The following is an 18809-nucleotide window of genomic DNA, read 5'->3' as shown; positions in this document are numbered from 1 at the left end:
GTTCTGCTCCTATTTGACCGACTTGAGGAAGGCCGCGGTTTCCGCGTGCACAGGGTTGCCGATGACTTGATCGGGGGTACCGATTTCGTGCACCAGGCCATTGCGAAAGAACGCCACGCGGTCGGATACATCCCGCGCAAAGCGGATTTCGTGGGTGACCAGCACCATGGTCATGCCGTCTTCGGCGAGCATGCGCATGGTGTCGAGCACCTCGCCCACCAATTGCGGGTCGAGGGCCGAGGTGGCTTCGTCGAACAACATGTAGTCCGGTGACATGGCCAGGGCGCGGGCAATGGCCATGCGCTGTTGCTGGCCGCCGGAAAGCTTGCCGGGGAAGGTCTTGAGCTTGTCGCCCAGGCCCACATGGGTCAGTTGCTGCACCGCCAGGGCCTCGGCTTCGGCCTTGCTTTTGCCCAGCACCTTGCGCGGCGCCAGCATCACGTTTTCCAGCACGGTGAGGTGTGGAAAGGCGTTCCATTGCTGGAACACGATGCCGATTTTCTGGCGCAGGTGGTTAAGGTTGGTGGCGCGGTCGTGGACTGCGATGCCGTCGACGCGGATATGGCCTTTCTGGATCGGTTCCAGGCCGTTGATGCACATCAGCAGGGTCGACTTGCCGGAGCCGGAGCCGCCGATAATCGAGACCACCTCACCCTTGTTCACGGTCAGGCTGACGCCCTTGACCACTTCGAGGTCGCCGAAGGATTTGTAGACGTTGTCGATCTCAATCATTTTCTTGCCACCTTTTTTCCAGGCGAGCACCAAGGCGCGCAACCACCAGACTCATGACGTAATAGATAAGGCCCGCGATGCACAGCACCAGCATCGGTTCCTGGATGCGGGTGACGATGGTTTGCGAGGCGCGCAGCAGTTCGACGATGCCGATCCACATCACCAGTGCGGTATCTTTCATCACGCTGAGCACCAGGTTGAGCCAGCCGGGGAAGGCCACGCGCATGGCAATGGGCAACACGATGTAGCGCAGGTCCTGCAGGTAGCTCAGGCCCAGCGAACGGCTGGCCCGGCGCACGGTAAACGGCACTGCCAGCACGCCGCTGCGCACGATCTCGGTGAAGTACGCGGCTGCGTAGACCCCCAGCACGATGCAGCCGACGCTGAAAGCGCTGATGTTCAGGCCGACGATGCTCTTGAGCGAGTTGAACAGCACGAACTGAATGAGCAAAGGCACGCTGCGAAACACATCCAGCACCCAGGCCAGCGGCAGGCTGGCCCGTGGCAGCAAGGCACGCATCAGGCCGAACAGCAGGCCGGCAACGGTGCCGAGCAAAATCGCCCAGTTGGTCAGTTGCAGGGTGACCCATGCCCCCTGCAGCAAAAACAGAAAATCGTTCCAGGTAAAGCTGGTGGAAAACATGGGCAGTCCTCAGTAACGGAACAGTCGCCAGGCCATGAGCCGGGCTGCTGCAACGATCGCCTTGGCAATCAGGTAATACAGCACCGCGGCAATGGCGAAGTATTCAAAGGTGCGGAACGTTTTGACGTTGTAGTCCTGGGTCACACCGGTGAGGTCGTTGTTCAGGCCCACGATCACCCCCAGCGAGGTCATCAGCACCGCCCAGACCATCTGGTTGGTCAGCGGGTAAAACACGATGCGCAGCAGCTGCGGTACGACGATCATGCGGTAGGTCTGGAAGGCGCTCATGCCCAGCGAGCGAGCTGCGCGTACCTGGGTTTCGGGCACTGCCTTGAGCCCGCCGCGAAAGTTCTCGGCCAGGTAACCTGCGTTGTTGAAGGTGATCCCGGCCAGCAGGGCGACCCATGAACTGACATGCAGGCCCAGGGAGCCGAGCCCGAAGTACAGGACATAAATCTGGAACAACGAGGGCGTGTTACGGGCAATGGACACCCAGGCATTACCGGCGCCACGCAGCAGCGGGTTTTTGCTTTCGCGCATCACCGTTAGGGCCAGGGCGATCAGTACACCGAAGATCATCGACAGGGCAGCGGTCTCGAAGGTCACCAGGGCACCGGCGAGCATGTCCGGCAAGGCGCGCAGGGCAGAGCGCCATTGGAAGGTATAGTCAAACATGGGGTGCGTTCTCCAGTGAGGCAGCAGCTTGCAGCCACTGCGGCAAGCGCCCGCTGGCCGTGGCGCTGCACGCCGCATCCACACACTCGGCGAGGCTGGCGAAGTGAACTCTGCGGCCCACCAGGCCGGGGGCGTAATGGGCGTATTTGCCCGAGTTGGTCATCAGGTTTCTGGCGGCTGGCGGAATCACCGGTTCACCGAGCATGCACCAGCAGGTATCGCTGACAATCACGGCACCAAAGGCTTCGATTACGGCGATATACCCGGCGACGCGGGCCTGCTCCAGCACGGTGCGACCACAGGTGATCGCCAGTACCACGTCGGGATGACGGTGGCGGCCCTGGCACAGGCTTGCCAAACGGGCGAACTCGCTGAGGGAAAAGTGCGGGTTGCCCAATGACACCACATCCACCCTGGCATCGCGGGCGCTGTTGAGCTCCTGCCAACTGAGCAGCAATTCCTCCAGGCTGAGCTTGAGCACCGGCAGCGGCCCATCGATCACCCGTGTCGGGTCGAGAGCTTCGGGGGTAACCCCGGCGATATGAAACAGCGCAGCGGCGCTGGTGGTGGCGAAGGCCGCACCGAATGCCTTGAGATCGTCCAGGTTCGGATGCTGCTGCTGGAGCCCGGAAACCAGCGGGATCCGGCTGCCGGCCAGGGCACCGATGTGGTAGCCGAGCAGCGGGTAGAAAGAGTCGTCAAGGTTGGACAGGGGCGGCACTTCTATGTGCAAACGGGCCTTGCGCTGATCTTCCAGATGACAGCCAATCAGCGGTGCCCGGCCGGTGAGGGCGATACAAATATCCAGATAGTCGGGGTACTTGAGGGTGCGTGCGCCGAGCACGCTGTTGGCGTAAACCACCGCGTTGGATTCGGCCCAGACAATCTGCTCGCCGGCCTTGGGCGCACTGTCGAGCAGATAAGGCGCGCAGGTGAAACTCAATTGTGCGCCCATGGCCATATAAGCATCGCCCAGCGCGCTGGCGGGTACACCGAGCGCCGGGTCGATACCCAGTTCGCGCCAACGGCGCTGATCCACGGAAATCGAATTGAGGGTGGTGGGTACCCGCACCTTGGCACCCCATGCCACCAGTAGTTGCGCAAAGCGCAAACTCGCCGGCCCGGTATAGATGCAGCCGTCGATATGGGCCTGGGTGATGTCCACCAGATATTTGGCGCCCTGGATATGCGCCATGCGCAAAACGATCTGCATGGCCACCTGAGCGGCCTTGCCTTGGCTGCCGTCGAGCAGTGCACGGTCGTGTGCGGTCAGCTCGATCGAGCTGTGTGCATCTTCGGTTGGCCTGTCGTTGCGTGGTGCCGGAGTATCGTCAGGCGTTGAATCGTAAAGGCTCAAACCGGTGCCATCGACCCTGGCGAACGCCTTGCCGCGCAATTGGCCAAAGGCTTCCTTGCCGATGCACAGCACCGGCAGGGAACGTTGGAACAGGGTCTGTGCCACCAGCACGCCAAGGGTCAGGATCTCGTCGGCCTCGGCCAGCACCAGCGCAGCAGGAGCATGGCCATTGCTGATCAGTTCCATCAGCACACTGCTGCCGGTACAGGAGCCGCGCCCGCTGGGGATTGCCAGCACACGGCCGGCCAGGCATTCGCCGCTGAGCGGGTGATGGCGGTCGATCACCTCGCCGCTGAACGGGTCGACGCCGCCCCAGAAACTCAGGCCGACCTCGGCGTACAGCAGCGGGGCGGATGCACAACCATCCACCAGGCTGCGGCCTTCAAGAGAACTTATCCCGGACATGCTGGATACCTCAGTAATAAACGTGAGGTACGGTCAGATCAGCCGGTGGAATCTCGGTCCCGACCCATTTGGTCCACAGCTCCTTGTAGCGTCCGGTGCGTACTTGCTGGTTGACGAACAGGTTCAGGTAGTTGAGCAGGCCGTACTCGTTGCGCTTGGCGCCCAGGGACACGTAATCGACCACATAAGGCGCGTTACCGGCGACCTTGAGGTTTTTGTACTTGCCTGATTTAAGGGTAGCCGCAGCCACGGTGTTGGTGACCACGGTGGCCTCGATATGACCCTGGGCAACGGCCAGCAGGGTGTCGTTCTGCGACTGATAGGCGCGGAATGAACCGCTGCCCCAGTTTTTCACGTCTTTTTCCAGGGCGATGGCTTCATAGGTGCCGCTGGTGTTGCCCAGAGCCTTGCCCTTGAGATCTTCAAAGCTGTTGATACCGGTGTTGTCGCGGGTCAGCACCACCATCTGGAAGGCAAAGTAAGGAATGCTCAGGCCAACGGTCTTGGCCCGTTCCAGGGTGTCGGAAGTGGAGGCCACAATGACATCGGCGCGCCCGGAGACCAACGCCGGAATCCGGTCAGGGAAGGGGGTTTCAACGATTTCGGCATCGACACCGAGCACTTTTGCCAGATCGTTGCAGTAGTCCACATCAAAGCCGACGGGCTTGTTGGCCTCGTCACGGGAGCCCATGGGCGGGAAGTCCAGGGTGACGGCGCAGCGCAACTTGCCCGAACCGATAATATCGTCGAGCTTGTCGGCCTGCGCCGTGGCAATAAAGGAGGTACTGAGAACAGCGCTGAGAGCTACGGCAAGTACGGGGTTTTTCATGGAAGCCTCGGAGTCGTTGAAGGGCTGTTGATTAACGGTCTTTGGATTTCGTATACGATATTTGTTTTGCAAGGCGTGTGCCGATTTTTGCCGCAGGCCGCAATAAGTGAGCGAGCGCGGTATTTGCAGGCTTGCGTGATGGCACTCTGGTAGTGGAGGGGTTGAGCGGTAGCAGGGGGGTGTTACAGAAGGGAGCATTACTGTGGGAAATGCCCCACAAAGGAACACTTGCTGGCTTTTTGGCGGTATTGGCTATTTTTTGCCCTGCGGGCAGTATGGGCTAGGTACTTTTTTTGGGAGTGTGAAGCCTATGCCTATCGATGATGATATCGGGGTGTACTACATCAATACAGACCTGATGCTCACGGCTCCGGTGAATCTGGCGCCCTTGGCACAAGCCATGGCGCCTGGAGATCTGCCCGAAGAATCAATCAGTTGCCTGCATGACAGTCAGGCTGACGGCGACCTCTATCATTCTGTTTTTGAAGCCTTTGGCCCGCAAGGCAGTTACCCCACACCTGATGAAAGCATCAGGGCCTTGCTCGATGCCATTGAGCAATTGCCGCAAGCACTGCAGCCGTTATGGCACGCCTGTACAAAAAAGACCCTGGATATTGGCTACAACAGCGGAGTTACACCACGTTCCGTCAGCCACCCGATCCCGATCGATACCTTGCTGCGCATGCAGTCATTGGGGATCGACCTGTGTATTACGGTGTACTCGGTGGGGGAGTGAAGAACACGAAATCTTGTAGCCGCTGAGGAGCGCAGCGAGGCTGCGATCGATTGCGAAGCGGTCGTAAACCCTGAGCCCCGGATGTACTTGGCCCAACGCATTAACCGATTTTACGACTGCTGTGTCGCAGTGGCGCACCAAACCGATCGCAGCCTCGCTGCGCTCCTCAGCGACTACAAGCTAAAGCGTTGCGTACAGGCTCAATGGCTTTGCGGCAAATGCTCGAACAGGGTTTTGCACACGCCGGCAATATGCTCATCCAGCAACTTGACGGCCAGCTCAACATCGCCAGCGCGGCAGGCGTCAAGGATCTCCCGGTGTTCGTGATCGGCACGGTGTTTACCTGCCGACAAACTCATTTGCATACGCAGGTAGCGTTCCAGTTTGTCATTGACTGAGCGGATCAGGCTGATCATGAACGGTCGCTGCGCCGGCTCGTACAGGCAGGCGTGCAGTTCCCAGTTAAGCTCGGCCCAGCGGCCCACGTCATCTTCCCCGACAAACTCCTGGCAAATGCGTTCGGCACGGGCAAAGGTGTCTGCGGTCATGTTGGGAATGGCCAGGCGCAGCAGTTTGTCTTCAAGGAGCATGCGCACTTCGAACATCTGCGCCAGTTCGGCCTCGGAAATGCGCGTGACCATGGCGCCGCGGTTGCGCTGGAACATCACCAGCCCTTCAGCTTCAAGTCGCTTGAGGGCTTCGCGCACGGGGATTTTGCTGACATTGAACTGGCGGGCGATATCATCCTGGCGAATCGGTTCATCTTCAGCGAAATGCCCGGCGACAATCGCATCGCGCAAATGCAGGGTGATGATTTCCGATGTGGAAGGCGAATTGCCGAGGTCGGGTGCATTGAGTTTTGGATGGGCCACGGTGGTCATCATTCGCTTGTAAAAGATATATGGTATACGAAACTCAGAGGGTAAGCCTTGTGCCAGTCGCCCTGCGGCCTGTTACCTGGCACGGGTCAGCCTGCAAATGCCAGCACATTACAGGCTAGCCTGAGCCCGACTGAAGGCTGGCGACGTAGTCGGGTTAATCCTTAACCTGCTTGATGTCCTTGCGCAGGGGTTCCCCTGCAAGGTGTCAAAAAAACACCTGATCAGGCACCGGGTCATCGCGACCTGATATGCGCTTCCAGGCCCTGTCCATTGCTGCTTTCCTGAGCCATGAGCTTGACAGCGAAGCTGTAGGCATCCGTAATAGGAGAAAATGTTAACGTTAACTTAAATAAGAACAAGAGGCACACCCATGCAACGGACGGTCAAGCGTGATTACTGGCTTATCAGCGGTTTGCTGTTTTTTTTCTTTTTTTCATGGTCTTCCAGTTACTCGCTTTTTTCCATCTGGTTGCATCAGGTCATCGGCCTCAATGGCGCGCAGACCGGCTATGTATTTGCCGCGAATGCAATCGCAGCACTGCTGATCCAGCCGTTCTACGGGGCATTGCAGGACAAGCTCGGCCTGTCCCGCAAGCTGCTGGTATGGATTGGCCTGCTGCTGTGCGCCGCCGCACCCTTCGCGATTTATGTCTATAGCCACTTGCTGGCTCAGAACGTAGTGCTCGGCGCAGTGGTGGGGGCGGTTTTCCTGGCCTTTGCCATGCTGGCCGGGGTTGGCGTGATCGAAAGTTATACCGAACGGTTGTCACGGCACGTGGGTTTCGAGTTCGGCACCAGCAGGATGTGGGGTTCCCTGGGCTGGGCTGCGGCCACCTGCATTGTGGGTGTGGTGTTCAACATCAACCCCAATATTGCCTTCTACATGAGCAGTGCTGCCGGCGTGGCGTTTTTGCTCATTCTGTTTCGACTGGACCTGAGCCGGTTCAACCAACCCGGCTGCGCCAGCGGCGCAAGTGGCGCTGCGCCCGTATCTGTCGGTGATCTATGGCAATTGCTCAAGTTGCCGCGGTTCTGGGCCTTCAGTGTCTATCTGACCGGGGTGTGCGGGATTTACATGATCTACGAGCAGCAGTTTCCGGTGTATTTCTCGTCGTTTTTTGCGACCCCGGAACAGGGCATTCAGGCCTATGGTTACCTGAACTCATCCCAGGTCCTGCTGGAGGCCGGCTTGCTCCTGGTTGCCCCTTGGGTGGTTGGCCGTACCGGTGCGAAATACGGGCTGATCCTGGCGGGCAGCATCATGTTTTTTCGCATTCTGGGTTCCGGCCTGGCTACAGAAACCTGGGCCATCGCCGTGTTCAAGATGCTGCACGCGGTTGAGGTGCCGATCCTGCTGGTCTCGGTGTTCAAATATATTGCGTTCAATTTCGACCCGCGCCTGTCTGCCTCGATCTATCTGGTGGGCTTTCACTTCGCCCAGCAACTCACCGCCATGCTGCTGTCGCCCTTGGTTGGCTACGGTTATGACCAATACGGATTTGCCGATGTTTACCTGGCCATGTCCGCTCTGGCTGGCGCCTGCCTGCTGCTGTCCTGGACCCTGCTGCGCAACGATCCACGGCAACCACCGGGCAAAAACGCTGTTGCCGAAGCGCTGGCATTACCCGCCATCACTCAATCAGTTACCCGTTATGAACCCTGACAAGGACCACCCCATGCACGCTGCACGGCTGGACATGGCCCATCGCGCCATTGAACAAACACTGCCCGAACGCGGCAACGACTATCGCCTCGCCTATCACCTGGCCCCGGCAGCCGGGTGGATGAACGACCCTAACGGCCTGGTGTTCTTTCGCGGCCAATACCACATGTTTTATCAGCATCATCCTTTTTCTGCACAATGGGGCCCCATGCACTGGGGGCACGCCAGCAGCGACGACCTGGTGCATTGGCAGCATTTGCCCATCGCCCTGGCACCGGGTGACAGTTATGACCGTGATGGCTGCTTCTCAGGCTCGGCAGTGGTACTCGATGACACCCTGTACCTGATCTATACCGGTCACATCTGGTTGCAAGAGCCGGGTGATGACCAGCACATCCGTCAGGTCCAGTGCCTGGCCAGCAGCACCGATGGCATTACCTTTATCAAGCACGGGCCGGTCATCGACACACCGCCTGACCCGGCCATCATGCATGTTCGTGACCCAAAGGTGTGGCAGCGCCACGGGGCCTGGTGGATGGCGCTGGGGGCACGCCTTGGGGATGACCCGCAGTTGCTGCTCTATCGTTCAGATGACCTGTTGCACTGGGACTTTCTGGGCTGTGCGCTGCAGGGGCAACGTGAACTTGATGGGTATATGTGGGAGTGCCCGGATATTTTCGAGCTGGAGGGGCGCGATGTGTTGCTGTACTCGCCCCAGGGCTTGAAGCCCTGCGGATATGACAATTGGAACCTGTATCAGAACAGCTACCGCATGGGGCAACTGGACGACAAGGGTGTGTTCAAACCCGGTGGGCCGCTCCATGAACTCGATCATGGCCACGATTTCTATGCTGCCCAGACCTTGCTCGCACCAGATGGCCGTCGCTTGTTATGGGCCTGGATGGACATGTGGGAAAGCCCGATGCCCAGCCAGGCCGAGCACTGGTGCGGGGCGCTGACATTACCCCGTGAAGTCAGTCGCGACGGTGATCGACTGCTGATGCGTCCGGCCCGCGAGCTGATTGCATTGAGGCAGGCGGGGCAGGTGCTGCAGATAGGTGCGCTGAAGTCTGCCAATCAGTTGCTGGATACCTGGGGGGCGCTGCTGGAGATTGAACTTGAGCTGGATATTGCCGCCAGCAGCGCTGAACATTTTGGTCTGGCATTGCGCTGCAGCAATGATCAGCAGGAGCGTACCTTGCTGTATTTTGATGCCATGGCCCGGCGCCTGGTGCTCGACAGGCAACATTCCGGCGCCGGGGTGAGCGGAGTTCGCAGTGTTCCGATCGCGGCAGGGCAGACACGCATTGCCCTGCGAATTTTTCTCGATCGTTCATCCATCGAAGTGTTCGTCGACGATGGCGCCTGGAGCCTGAGCAGCCGAATTTACCCAAAGACTGACAGCCTTGCGCTGCGGGCTTATGCCGTCAATGGCACAGGCCATTTTGGCGAGGCCCTGGTGTGGGGGCTGGCGGATCTGAAGCTATGAAGTCAGGCCTTTTGGCGCAGGGCGCGCCGTCCTTGCTCATGCTGTTCTGACGCTATCAGGCATGACATCATGCCCGGTCAGACACGTATGGCGCGTACCCATGGCTTCAGTAAAAGATGTTGCACGGCTGGCGGGGGTTTCCCTGATGACCGTTTCCAGGGCCCTCAACACCCCGGGAAAGTTGAATCAGGAGACCCTGGCCAAAGTGCTGCAGGCCGTCGAGACCCTGGGTTATGTGCCCAGTCTTTCTGCGCGCAAGACCCGCGGCGGCCACTCCAGTGGCAAGACCATTGGCATCTTTGCCCTGGATACGGCCACCACTCCTTTTGCCGTTGAAATGCTGCTCTCGATGGAGCGTACGTCCCGCGAGCATGGCTGGAACGTGTTTATCCTCAACGTGTTTGAAGCCCCGCCCTGCCAGAAGGCCATCGAGTTGATGCTCTCCCATCAACCGGACGGCATCATCTTCAGCGCCATGCAGCTTCGCCGGGTGGAAATTCCGCAGGTACTGCGCAGCATACCGCTGGTTCTGGGCAATTGCGTCAGCACCGAAACCGGCATTGCTTGCTATATATCAGACGATGAAGACGGGCAGTATCAGGCGGTACGCCAAGCGCTGCGACAGGGCTACCGCCGTCCGCTCTGCATAAACCTGCCGCAAAGCAGTATGGCCTGGGGGTTGCGCCAACGCGGACTGGCCCGCGCTCTGGACGAGGCCGGGATCAGCGCCGCGCAACTGCCTCAGTTCGACCTGCCCGACGATGACGGCTATCAGCACACCCTTGTGGTGCTGGAGCAACAGCTGCTAGCGGGTAATGGAACTCCGCCCTTTGACCTGCTGATTTGCGGCAACGACCGGATTGCCCTGGTGGCGTATCAGTATCTGCTCAGTCGCGGCTTGCGTATTCCGCACGATGTGGCGGTACTGGGGTTTGACAATATGGTGGGGGTTGCCGAGCTGTTTTACCCACCCTTGAGCACCGTGCAGTTGCCGTATTACGAAATGGGTCGTCGCGCGGCACTGCATCTGATCGAAGGCCGGGACGACTGCGCCATCCACAAGATTGCCTGCCCGCTGGTTGAGCGCGACTCCTGCTGACCCGTTCGGTGGGTAAATCCAGGCATGAAATCTGGTAAGGCCAATTCATTAAAAAATTAATTGGTCTTGCCAATATTTTTTCCTCCGTGTAGTTTTCGAGCGGCACCCATTGTGGTCTCGCCAATACCCGGTAGCCCTTGCGCTATCGACGGAGAATAAAAAATGCTGACTGTGATCTGTAACGAACCCCGCTTGCTCACCACCCTCGAAAGCCCTATTCCCGAGCGTCGCCCCGGTGAAACCCTGATCAGGATCAAACGTGTGGGTGTGTGCGGTACCGACTTGCACATCTTTACCGGTAACCAGCCGTATCTGGAGTACCCGCGGGTGATGGGCCACGAATTTTCCGGCATCGTCGAGGCCAGCGAAGAGGGCAGCGCTCTGGTACCGGGCGATGTGGTCTACGTGATGCCTTACATTTCGTGTGGTACGTGCATCGCCTGTCGGCAGGGCAAGACCAACTGCTGCTCGCGCATCCAGGTGCTGGGTGTGCACTGTGACGGTGCCTTTACCGAGTACCTGAGTGTCGCCCATCAGTTCATTCACAAGGCCGTCGGGGTGACCCTGGACCAGGCCGCAATGATCGAATTCCTGTCCATTGGCGCCCATGCGGTGCGCCGTTCGAACCTTCAGGCCGGGCAACGCACGCTGGTAGTCGGTACCGGTCCGATCGGCATGGCCGCGGCGATTTTTGCCGGCTTGCGCGGAGCGCAGGTCACGGTGCTGGATACCCGTGACGACCGTCTGGATTTTTGCCGCAAACATCTGAATATTCACGCAGCGGTGAAGATTGGCGACGGCGATAAAGATGCGCTCGCCGACCTGACCGATGGCGATTTTTATGATGTGGTTTTCGATGCTACCGGCAACGCCCGGGCCATGGAGCGTGGCTTTGAATTTATCGCCCACGGTGGCACCTACGTGATGATCTCGGTGGTGCGTGACACGATCACCTTCTCCGATCCCGAGTTCCACAAGCGCGAAGCCACCCTGATGGGCAGCCGCAATGCCACCGTCGAAGATTTCCGCTATGTGGAGCAATGCCTGCGCGACGGCCTGATCCCCGATCAGGCGCTCAACACCCACCGTATTCCCCTCAACGAAGTGGCCAGCCGTTTCTCCACGCTGCTGGATCCGCAGCAGGGCGTGGTCAAGGCCATTATCGAGTGCTAGCAGCGCACCCTAACCGTTGAGGAACCAGCATGAAAATGAGCAACCCTGGATTACTTGTACTGACTGGCGGTGATGATGTGGCGGTGGCGCGCGGCGACATTGCCAAGGGTCAGCAACTGTTTGCCGATGGCCTGAGCGTGACTGCGTTGGCCGATATCCCTGCGGGGCACAAAATCGCCCTGCGTGCCGTTGCCCAAGGGCAGTTGGTGCGCAAATACGGGCAGTCCATCGGCCAGGCGAGTGCAGCCCTGCACCCTGGTGATCATGTTCACGTGCACAACCTGCAGATGCCGCAGACCAGCACGAACCACACGCTGGCCAACGTGTACCAACCCACCGTCCAGGATGGCGGCGGTGCCCGCTTTGCCGGGTATGTCCGTGCAGACGGGCGTGTCGGTACGCGCAACTACATCGGGGTGATTTCCAGCGTCAACTGCTCGGCAACCGTATGCAAGCAGATTGCCGCGGCATTTGATGCGGGCTACCTGCGCGACTATCCCAATGTGGACGGCGTAGTGGCAATCACCCATGACAGCGGCTGCGGTATGGGCGCCAAGGGCGAGGGCATCGAGATTCTCAAGCGCACCCTGCGTGGCTATGCCGATCATGTCAATTTCGCCGGTGTACTGGTGATCGGCCTGGGCTGTGAAGTCAATCAACTGGCCCCGCTCATGGAACAATTGGCCGAGCGCAACGCGGTGCTCAAAGCAGGCCTGGTGATCCAGGACGCCGGCGGTACCCGCGAAACGGTGCAACGCGGCAAAGAGCTGGTCAACGCCATGCTCGATCAGGTCAACAGCCAGCAACGCAGCAGCGTGTCGGCCAGCCACCTCACCGTAGGCCTGCAATGCGGTGGCTCGGACGGTTATTCGGGGATTACCGCCAACCCGGCGCTGGGTGCGGCGGTCGACCTGTTGGTGCGCCACGGCGGTACCGCCATTCTCTCCGAAACACCGGAGATCTATGGGGCAGAGCATCTGCTGACGGCCCGCGCAGCGTCAGCGCAGATTGCCGACAAACTGATGGGCCGTATCCACTGGTGGGAGGCCTATGTACGCCAGCATGACGGCGACATGAACAACAACCCTTCACCGGGCAACAAGGCCGGAGGCATAACCACCATCCTCGAGAAGTCCCTGGGTGCAGTGGCCAAGGCGGGGTCTACCGGCTTGATGGCGGTCTATGAATATGGCGAGACAGTCCAGCGAAAAGGTCTGGTGTTTATGGACACGCCCGGCTATGACCCGGTGTCTGCCACTGGCCAGGTGGGGGGTGGTGCGAATCTGATCTGCTTTACCACTGGTCGTGGTTCTACCTATGGCTGTAAACCGACGCCATCGCTGAAAGTTGCCACTAATACCCGCCTGTTTGAGCGCATGGCGCTGGACATGGATTTCAATGCCGGAACGATTGTCGATGGCGAGGAATCGGTGATCGAGGCGGGCACACGCCTGTTCGCACTGATGCTCACAACCGCGTCAGGCGGCAAAACCTGCAGCGAGGAAAACGGCCTTGGCGACAACGAATTTGTGCCCTGGCAAATTGGCGCGGTGATGTAACACTCACACGTCCAAGGGCTGGCTCCAAGCTTTGTGCAGCGCACCCGGGCCTGTGTGGTAGCCTTTGGCATCATTTTTTGGACGCTGCCTCGATGGTCTCCACCTTTGCTCCTTCAGAGCGCAAGCTCTATCAGAAAATCGCCGACCGATTGCGCGACTACATCGTCCAGGGTGACTTCAAGGTGGGCTCGCGCCTGCCTCCCGAGCGCGATTTGACCCAGTTGCTGGGCGTCTCGCGCCCGTCGTTGCGCGAGGCCCTGATTGCCCTGGAAATCGAAGGCAGCATCGAGATCAGAATGGGCTCGGGGGTCTATGTGGCTGCCCGACCGAGCGAAGGCGGCGCCCGTACCGGCACTCATGGCGAGAGCCCGACTGAACTGATGCAGGCCCGCGCGCTGATCGAGGGCGAAGCGGTGGTGCTGGCCTGTATGCACGGGAAAAAGAGCGACTTCCGCTACCTGAAGGAGTGCATTGATGCCATGCGCGCGAGCATCGAAGCGAACCGTCCGCCGCTGGAAGACGACCGAAAGTTTCATCATCGCCTGGCAAAGATGACCGGCAATGGTGCGTTGGTGCGCATCATTACTGCGCTGTTCGATGAGCGTCACAGCCCGATTTCTGCGCAGTTGAGCGAGCGTTCGGAAAACCACGGCACCTGGGATGCCGCGGTGGTCGAGCACGAGGCCATTTTGCAGGCCCTGGAATGCAAGGATGTGATTGCTGCCCAGACTGCCATGCGCCAGCATTTGCTGTGTTCCCAGGCGCGCTGGCTGGGAACGCTGGAAGCCCGGACAGGGGATTAGAGACAGACCGCAAAGCCGTGTAGAACCCAGGCGCGCAGTTTTACTGAAACACCGCAAAGCTCTTCAGCGACTACAACGTCTTAGTCCGGTAATGCATAGGCAATGATGTAGTCACCCACATCAGGCGAGTGGCTCATGCCGCCCGCCGAGATAAGCACATATTGCTTGCCCGTGGCCGGCGACTTGTAGATCAACGGCGCTGCAACCGCACCCACCGGCAAACGTGCCTTCCACACTTGCTCACCAGTTTCTGCGTATTGAGATCAATCGCACTCATGCTGCCGAACGTTCGGATGTTTTTTGGGAGAAATCCTCAGGCCTGAGAAACATTGTTGGTAAAGCAGCAATAATCCGGTGTGGCTACAAGGCTATCGACGAACATGAAATTTCGTCCGAGTGCGCAATCGGCCACAGAAAATATCCTATGCAGGCCTTAATCTTGACGTTTTTGTCGTGTACGCGGATTGCTCATGTCTTCAGTTGTCGATGGTTTGCCCAGTAACAAACGCCTGCCTGCCGTGATCGCGATCTCCCTGGGGATTGGCATGGCGACCCTCGATACCGCCATCATCAACACCGCCTTGCCAACCCTGGCCGAAGGCATCGGCACTGACTCCGCCTCGGTCATCTGGGTAGTCAACGCTTACCAACTGGCGACCATTGCCGCGGTGTTGCCGTTTGCTTCCCTCAGTGACGTGTTGGGCCATCGCCGGGTTTTTCTCGGCGGCCTGCTGGTGTTTATCCTGGCCTCCCTGTTCTGCGGGCTGGCGTGGTCGCTGCCCACGCTGACTGCCGCGCGGGTGGTGCAAGGGCTGGGCGCTGCGGCGATCATGAGTGTGAATATCGCGTTGTTGCGCCACATCTATCCGGCAAAAATTCTGGGCAGGGGGCTGGGCTATAACTCGCTGGTGGTGGGGCTGGCTTTCACTCTGGGGCCAACGGCTGCATCGGCCATCCTGTCGGTGACGACCTGGCATTGGCTGTACCTGATCAATGTACCGTTGGGACTGCTGGCCGTTGTACTGGGCTTGCGCTCGCTGCCGGAAATTCCCAGAAGCGGACACGCGTTTGACCGGCTGGCCGCAATTTTGTGTGCCGGGCTGTTTGCCTTGCTGGTGCTGGGGCTGGGTTCGGCGGTACATGGCGCCGAGGGCGATTTAAGCCTGGGGCTGATCGGCGTGGCGCTGGTGTGCGGGGTATGGCTGATGCGCCGTCAGGCTGCGCATCCGGCACCGATGCTGGCGATTGATCTGTTCAAACGGCCACTGTTTGCCTTGTCCTCTCTGACCGCGATCTGTGCGTTCAGCGCCCAGGGGCTGGCGTTTGTTTCGTTGCCTTTTCTGTTGCAGACGGCGCTTGGCCACAGCCAGGTGGCTACCGGTTTTTTGATGACGCCGTGGCCCGCGGTGGTAGCGGTTATGGCGCTGATTGCCGGGCGTCTGGCGGACCGCGTATCGCTGGCACTGCTGTGCGGCATCGGCCTGTTGATGTTGAGCGCAGGCATGGCAGCGCTGGCGTTATTGAGCGAAGGCGCTTCGACCTTTGATATTGGCTGGCGCATGGCGTTGTGTGGCGCCGGTTTCGGGTTTTTCCAGTCGCCCAACCTCAAGGCGATCATGACCAGTGCGCCGCTGGCCCGCAGTGGTGGAGCCAGCGGTATTGTCGCCACGTCGCGGTTGCTGGGGCAGACACTGGGCGCGTCACTGGTGGCGCTGTGCTTTCACTTGTCTGCGGTCAGCGGCCCGTACCATGCATTGTGGCTGGGCTGCGCTTTTGCCCTGGCGGGTGCGTTGGCCAGTGGCCTGCGTTTGATGCAGCAGCCCGGACAGGCTTGAGGTGCGGGAGAGTCAAAAGTAGGACTCTCGCGGTGGGCTATTGATCCGGCAAGCTTTCTCAGCCGTCAGAGCGCCATGACCATTTCATGCCAGGCCATGCCGCCATGCCCGGAGGGCGATGGCTGGACGTACTGATAGTCCATGCGGGTATAGAGAGGTACATGCTGTTCTTTGCACATCAGATGGATCGAGTGCTTGCCCTGGTTGCTCATCTGCCTGACAAACTCATTCATGAGCAGCCTGGCAAAGCCCTTGCCCTGGTGTGCGGGGGCAACCACTACGGACATGATTACCACATTGGGTGCAACAGGGTCGTGGCCGATCAGCTCCTTGAAAGCCTCATCCGACATCACGACGTTGTAGGCACAGCCGCTATTGATAAACCCGACGATTTCCGCAGCCTGCTCAAGCACAAGAAACCCTTGGGGATACTGGGCGATTCGCGTTCGGATCTTCTCCAGGGTGGCGGCTTCATCGCCTTCATAGGCCGAAACCTCGATCTGATAGCAGGATTCGGCATCCTGGGGCGTTGCCTGCCTGAAGAGGGGCTCGGGCATGACCATGGCTTAATCCCCGGTGGTTGTTGTGGTGTCCTGCTCCGATTGCTCGGCCAGCTTCAGGCGGTCAGCCTTGCTGATGTACGGGTTCTTGTTCTTCGGGGCCAGCTTGGCGTTGGCCTTCTTGGCATTGGCCTTCAATATCTGGTTGATTTTTTTACGACGATTCATGGTTGCTGCTCGGTGTGTGGGGCGTAGGGCAGCGATTTTACAGGGGTTATGCAGCGCTCTGAGTATTATTGTCTGAAAATTTGTTCAATGGCCGCAATTGGGTATGCGTAACGCAAGCATGGGCTCGCGTGACTATAAATAACTCATCGTAAAGGTCATGGACGTATTGGCGGTGCCAAACCCCAGCGTTTGATCTTCGAGGTGAATATAGGCGGCGCTCAGCGGGATCTTGAAGTTGCCGCCCTGTACATCGTAAGCGCTGAACACATGCGCCTTGTCCAGAGCCAACGGGGTGCCATCACCATCCATTATCCGTAGCCCGACGCCCTTGGCGCCGGACGCGCCGTCCAGCGCAACCAGGCCATTTTCCCTGTCGATAACGGGGGTATTGGCTTGCAGCGAATAGGTCACCTTGTCGATGCCTTGGGGGCATGCATTGAGGGCAATATCGAAGTTTACGGGGTGTGTCTGGCCTCGACTGCCTGTGACTTCACTGGCCACATAATCGCCCATATTCACTGAGACATCGGGGGTTTTGCAGGATGATGCGGAGATGATCAGGCTGCCGGTCATGGTTACGTTGTGAGTGACCAGTGTCCCGTAATTGATCGTACCGACTGTAAAAGGACCTATAACCGAGCCGTGTTTGATGGTGCCGATTTTCACAAATCGGTAAATAAACCTCACCCCGTAAGCACCCCCTACGTTTGTCGGACGGTGGGTTCTGTCGCCAAACACATTGATTGTGTATTTGGGGTCATCGTAGGAACTGAACATCTGCAGTGCAATGCCGCTGTTTTTTATCGGGAATATATACCCGCTCGCCGGCGCCGGCCCTAATGCAGGATTTGGAATCAGGCCGATGGGCGTAATGCTATCACACGTTATATTGTTGGTTTCGCGCGCTATATAAGAGCTTTCATAGACCGTACGGTCATGTTCCAGGTCGGCAGGGATGCTGATAATACCAGGGCCTTTGAGAAGAACTTCAGCTGCTGTGAGGGGGTTGTTTCCGTTATTGAAACGACAGTCGGCGGATGAGTCTGCGTGCCTGAAGAGTAAAAGCAGGGCCAGTAACGGCAAAAGTTTTCCATGACGTGTTTTTTGTATTGCACCAGGGAGGATGTTTGTTGTTGCATATGTGTGGATAGTTGTTTGTCTGCGCTGCACAGTAGCTCCAGGGTAGTTCATTCAGATCGCAGGATGCGAGTTATAAATAGCTGATCGTAAACGTCAGGGATGTATTGGCGGTACCAAATCCCAATGTTTGGTTGTCAAGTTGAATATAGGCGGCACTCAGCGGGATTTTGAAGTTGCCGCCTCGAACATCATAAGCGCTGAAATCATGTGCCTTGTCCAAAGCCAGAGGTGTTCCATCGCCGCCCATTATTCGCAGCCCGATGCCTTTGGCGCCGGACGCACCATCCAGTGCGACGAGGCCAGTTTCCCTGTCGATAACAGGCGTGTTGGCTTGCAGCGAGTAAGTCACTTTGTTGATACCGTCGGGGCATTCATTGAGCGCAATATCAAAGCTTACGGGTTGGGTCTGGCCTCGGCTGCTCGTCACTTCACTGGCCACGTAATAACCCATGTTCACCGAAACATCGGGGCTTTTGCAGGATGATGCGGAGATAATCAGGCTGCCGGTCATGGTCACGTTGTGAGTGACCAACGTTCCGTAATTTATCGTCCCGACCGTGAAAGGGCCGATTACGGTGCCATGCTTGATGGTGCCGATTTTTACAAACCTGTAAATAAACCCTGTCCCGTAAACGCCCCATGAGTTTGTCCGGTACACGGTTCTGTCGCCAAACACATTGATTGTGTAATCGGGTTCTGCATAGTTGTTGAATATCTGCAGAGCAACGCCGCTGTCTTTAATCGGGAATAGATACCCGCTCGCCGGCACCGGCCCTAACGCAGGATTTGGGATCAGGCCGATGGGCGTAACGTTGTTACAGCTAATACCGTTGGTGCCGCGTGCTATATAAAAGCCTTCATATATCGTACGGTTGTTTTCAAGGTCGGTGGGTATGCTGATAACGCCGGGGCCTTTTAGCAGAACCTCAGACGGCGTGAGGGGATTTCTACCTTCATTAAAACGACAGTCTGCGAATGCGTCCGTGTGGGTAATGAGTAAAAGCAGGGCAAGTAACGGCAGGAGCTTTATAGGTTTTATGTGTGTGTTGTACATAAGCGTGC

General features: G+C 58.5%; 19 protein-coding genes. 8 read left to right on the top strand and 11 right to left on the bottom strand.

What is annotated here, in order from left to right:
* Nucleotides 1-9 precede the first annotated feature (9 nt).
* Genes PPTH39_RS02390 through PPTH39_RS02370 form a run of 5 tightly spaced genes read right to left on the bottom strand, consistent with a single transcriptional unit; the run spans nucleotide 10 to nucleotide 4641 of the window.
* Nucleotides 10-732 carry an amino acid ABC transporter ATP-binding protein gene (locus PPTH39_RS02390; RefSeq protein WP_095000331.1) on the bottom strand — a complete coding sequence of 241 codons (723 nt, stop codon included), beginning with the start codon at nucleotides 730-732 and terminating at the stop codon, nucleotides 10-12.
* Entirely contained in the window at nucleotides 725-1375 is a 651-nt protein-coding gene (locus PPTH39_RS02385) for an amino acid ABC transporter permease (protein WP_130871522.1), read from the bottom strand. Before PPTH39_RS02385 ends, PPTH39_RS02390 begins: the two co-directional genes overlap by 8 nt.
* 9 nt (nucleotides 1376-1384) lie before the next feature.
* Nucleotides 1385-2050 carry an amino acid ABC transporter permease gene (locus PPTH39_RS02380; protein ID WP_095000329.1) on the bottom strand — a complete coding sequence of 222 codons (666 nt, stop codon included), beginning with the start codon at nucleotides 2048-2050 and terminating at the stop codon, nucleotides 1385-1387.
* Nucleotides 2043-3812 carry a cis-3-hydroxy-L-proline dehydratase gene (gene lhpI / locus PPTH39_RS02375; protein WP_130871521.1) on the bottom strand — a complete coding sequence of 590 codons (1770 nt, stop codon included), beginning with the start codon at nucleotides 3810-3812 and terminating at the stop codon, nucleotides 2043-2045. The genes PPTH39_RS02380 and lhpI overlap by 8 nt, the downstream gene beginning before the upstream one ends.
* Before the next feature lie 10 nt (nucleotides 3813-3822).
* Nucleotides 3823-4641 carry an ABC transporter substrate-binding protein gene (locus PPTH39_RS02370; protein WP_095026449.1) on the bottom strand — a complete coding sequence of 273 codons (819 nt, stop codon included), beginning with the start codon at nucleotides 4639-4641 and terminating at the stop codon, nucleotides 3823-3825.
* Nucleotides 4642-4951: 310 nt separating this feature from the next.
* On the opposite strand from PPTH39_RS02370, the gene PPTH39_RS02365 reads away from it, so the two are divergent.
* Nucleotides 4952-5377: a hypothetical protein gene (locus PPTH39_RS02365; RefSeq protein ID WP_198417393.1), complete on the top strand. Its 426-nt coding sequence runs from the start codon at nucleotides 4952-4954 to the stop codon at nucleotides 5375-5377.
* 200 nt (nucleotides 5378-5577) lie between these two features.
* Here the strand turns inward: PPTH39_RS02365 and PPTH39_RS02360 are convergent, their stop codons facing one another.
* Nucleotides 5578-6258 carry a GntR family transcriptional regulator gene (locus tag PPTH39_RS02360; protein ID WP_086797300.1) on the bottom strand — a complete coding sequence of 227 codons (681 nt, stop codon included), beginning with the start codon at nucleotides 6256-6258 and terminating at the stop codon, nucleotides 5578-5580.
* Nucleotides 6259-6628: 370 nt separating this feature from the next.
* Between PPTH39_RS02360 and PPTH39_RS02355 the strand changes: the two genes are divergently transcribed.
* From PPTH39_RS02355 to PPTH39_RS02330, 6 genes are all read left to right on the top strand, one after another.
* Nucleotides 6629-7921: an MFS transporter gene (locus PPTH39_RS02355; RefSeq protein ID WP_095019982.1), complete on the top strand. Its 1293-nt coding sequence runs from the start codon at nucleotides 6629-6631 to the stop codon at nucleotides 7919-7921.
* 13 nt (nucleotides 7922-7934) lie between these two features.
* Nucleotides 7935-9410 carry a sucrose-6-phosphate hydrolase gene (locus PPTH39_RS02350; protein ID WP_130871520.1) on the top strand — a complete coding sequence of 492 codons (1476 nt, stop codon included), beginning with the start codon at nucleotides 7935-7937 and terminating at the stop codon, nucleotides 9408-9410.
* A gap of 100 nt (nucleotides 9411-9510) precedes the next feature.
* Nucleotides 9511-10509, top strand: a complete 999-nt coding sequence (locus PPTH39_RS02345) for a LacI family DNA-binding transcriptional regulator (RefSeq protein WP_095019980.1) — start codon at nucleotides 9511-9513, stop codon at nucleotides 10507-10509.
* 162 nt (nucleotides 10510-10671) lie between these two features.
* Nucleotides 10672-11682, top strand: a complete 1011-nt coding sequence (locus PPTH39_RS02340; RefSeq protein WP_095000323.1) for a zinc-binding alcohol dehydrogenase family protein — start codon at nucleotides 10672-10674, stop codon at nucleotides 11680-11682.
* A gap of 29 nt (nucleotides 11683-11711) precedes the next feature.
* Nucleotides 11712-13241 (top strand): UxaA family hydrolase, encoded by a 1530-nt coding sequence (locus PPTH39_RS02335; RefSeq protein ID WP_130871519.1) that lies wholly within the window; start codon nucleotides 11712-11714, stop codon nucleotides 13239-13241.
* Between the two features lie 92 nt (nucleotides 13242-13333).
* Entirely contained in the window at nucleotides 13334-14044 is a 711-nt protein-coding gene (locus PPTH39_RS02330) for a FadR/GntR family transcriptional regulator (protein ID WP_095017984.1), read from the top strand.
* Nucleotides 14045-14124: 80 nt separating this feature from the next.
* Here the strand turns inward: PPTH39_RS02330 and PPTH39_RS23495 are convergent, their stop codons facing one another.
* Nucleotides 14125-14280: a hypothetical protein gene (locus tag PPTH39_RS23495; RefSeq protein WP_153326233.1), complete on the bottom strand. Its 156-nt coding sequence runs from the start codon at nucleotides 14278-14280 to the stop codon at nucleotides 14125-14127.
* A gap of 234 nt (nucleotides 14281-14514) precedes the next feature.
* Here PPTH39_RS23495 and PPTH39_RS02325 point away from each other — a divergent pair, with 234 nt between their 5' ends.
* Nucleotides 14515-15879: an MFS transporter gene (locus tag PPTH39_RS02325; protein ID WP_095000320.1), complete on the top strand. Its 1365-nt coding sequence runs from the start codon at nucleotides 14515-14517 to the stop codon at nucleotides 15877-15879.
* A gap of 65 nt (nucleotides 15880-15944) precedes the next feature.
* On the opposite strand, the gene PPTH39_RS02320 is transcribed toward PPTH39_RS02325, so the two are convergent.
* The 4 genes from PPTH39_RS02320 to PPTH39_RS02305 form a co-directional block, all read right to left on the bottom strand.
* Nucleotides 15945-16436, bottom strand: coding sequence for a GNAT family N-acetyltransferase (locus PPTH39_RS02320; protein WP_130871518.1), 492 nt, complete (start codon nucleotides 16434-16436; stop codon nucleotides 15945-15947).
* Between the two features lie 9 nt (nucleotides 16437-16445).
* Entirely contained in the window at nucleotides 16446-16607 is a 162-nt protein-coding gene (locus tag PPTH39_RS02315; protein WP_095031598.1) for a DUF2986 domain-containing protein, read from the bottom strand.
* Between the two features lie 132 nt (nucleotides 16608-16739).
* A complete protein-coding gene (locus PPTH39_RS02310; RefSeq protein WP_232527592.1) occupies nucleotides 16740-17777 on the bottom strand; it encodes a fimbrial protein in 1038 nt (345 codons plus the stop codon).
* Nucleotides 17778-17817: 40 nt separating this feature from the next.
* A complete protein-coding gene (locus tag PPTH39_RS02305; RefSeq protein ID WP_165446473.1) occupies nucleotides 17818-18801 on the bottom strand; it encodes a fimbrial protein in 984 nt (327 codons plus the stop codon).
* Nucleotides 18802-18809 lie beyond the last annotated feature (8 nt).

It is taken from the genome of Pseudomonas bubulae (assembly GCF_900618535.1).
GTDB lineage: Bacteria > Pseudomonadota > Gammaproteobacteria > Pseudomonadales > Pseudomonadaceae > Aquipseudomonas > Aquipseudomonas bubulae.
Note: the sequence above shows the minus strand (reverse complement) of the source record. Positions and strands in the feature narration are given on the sequence as shown.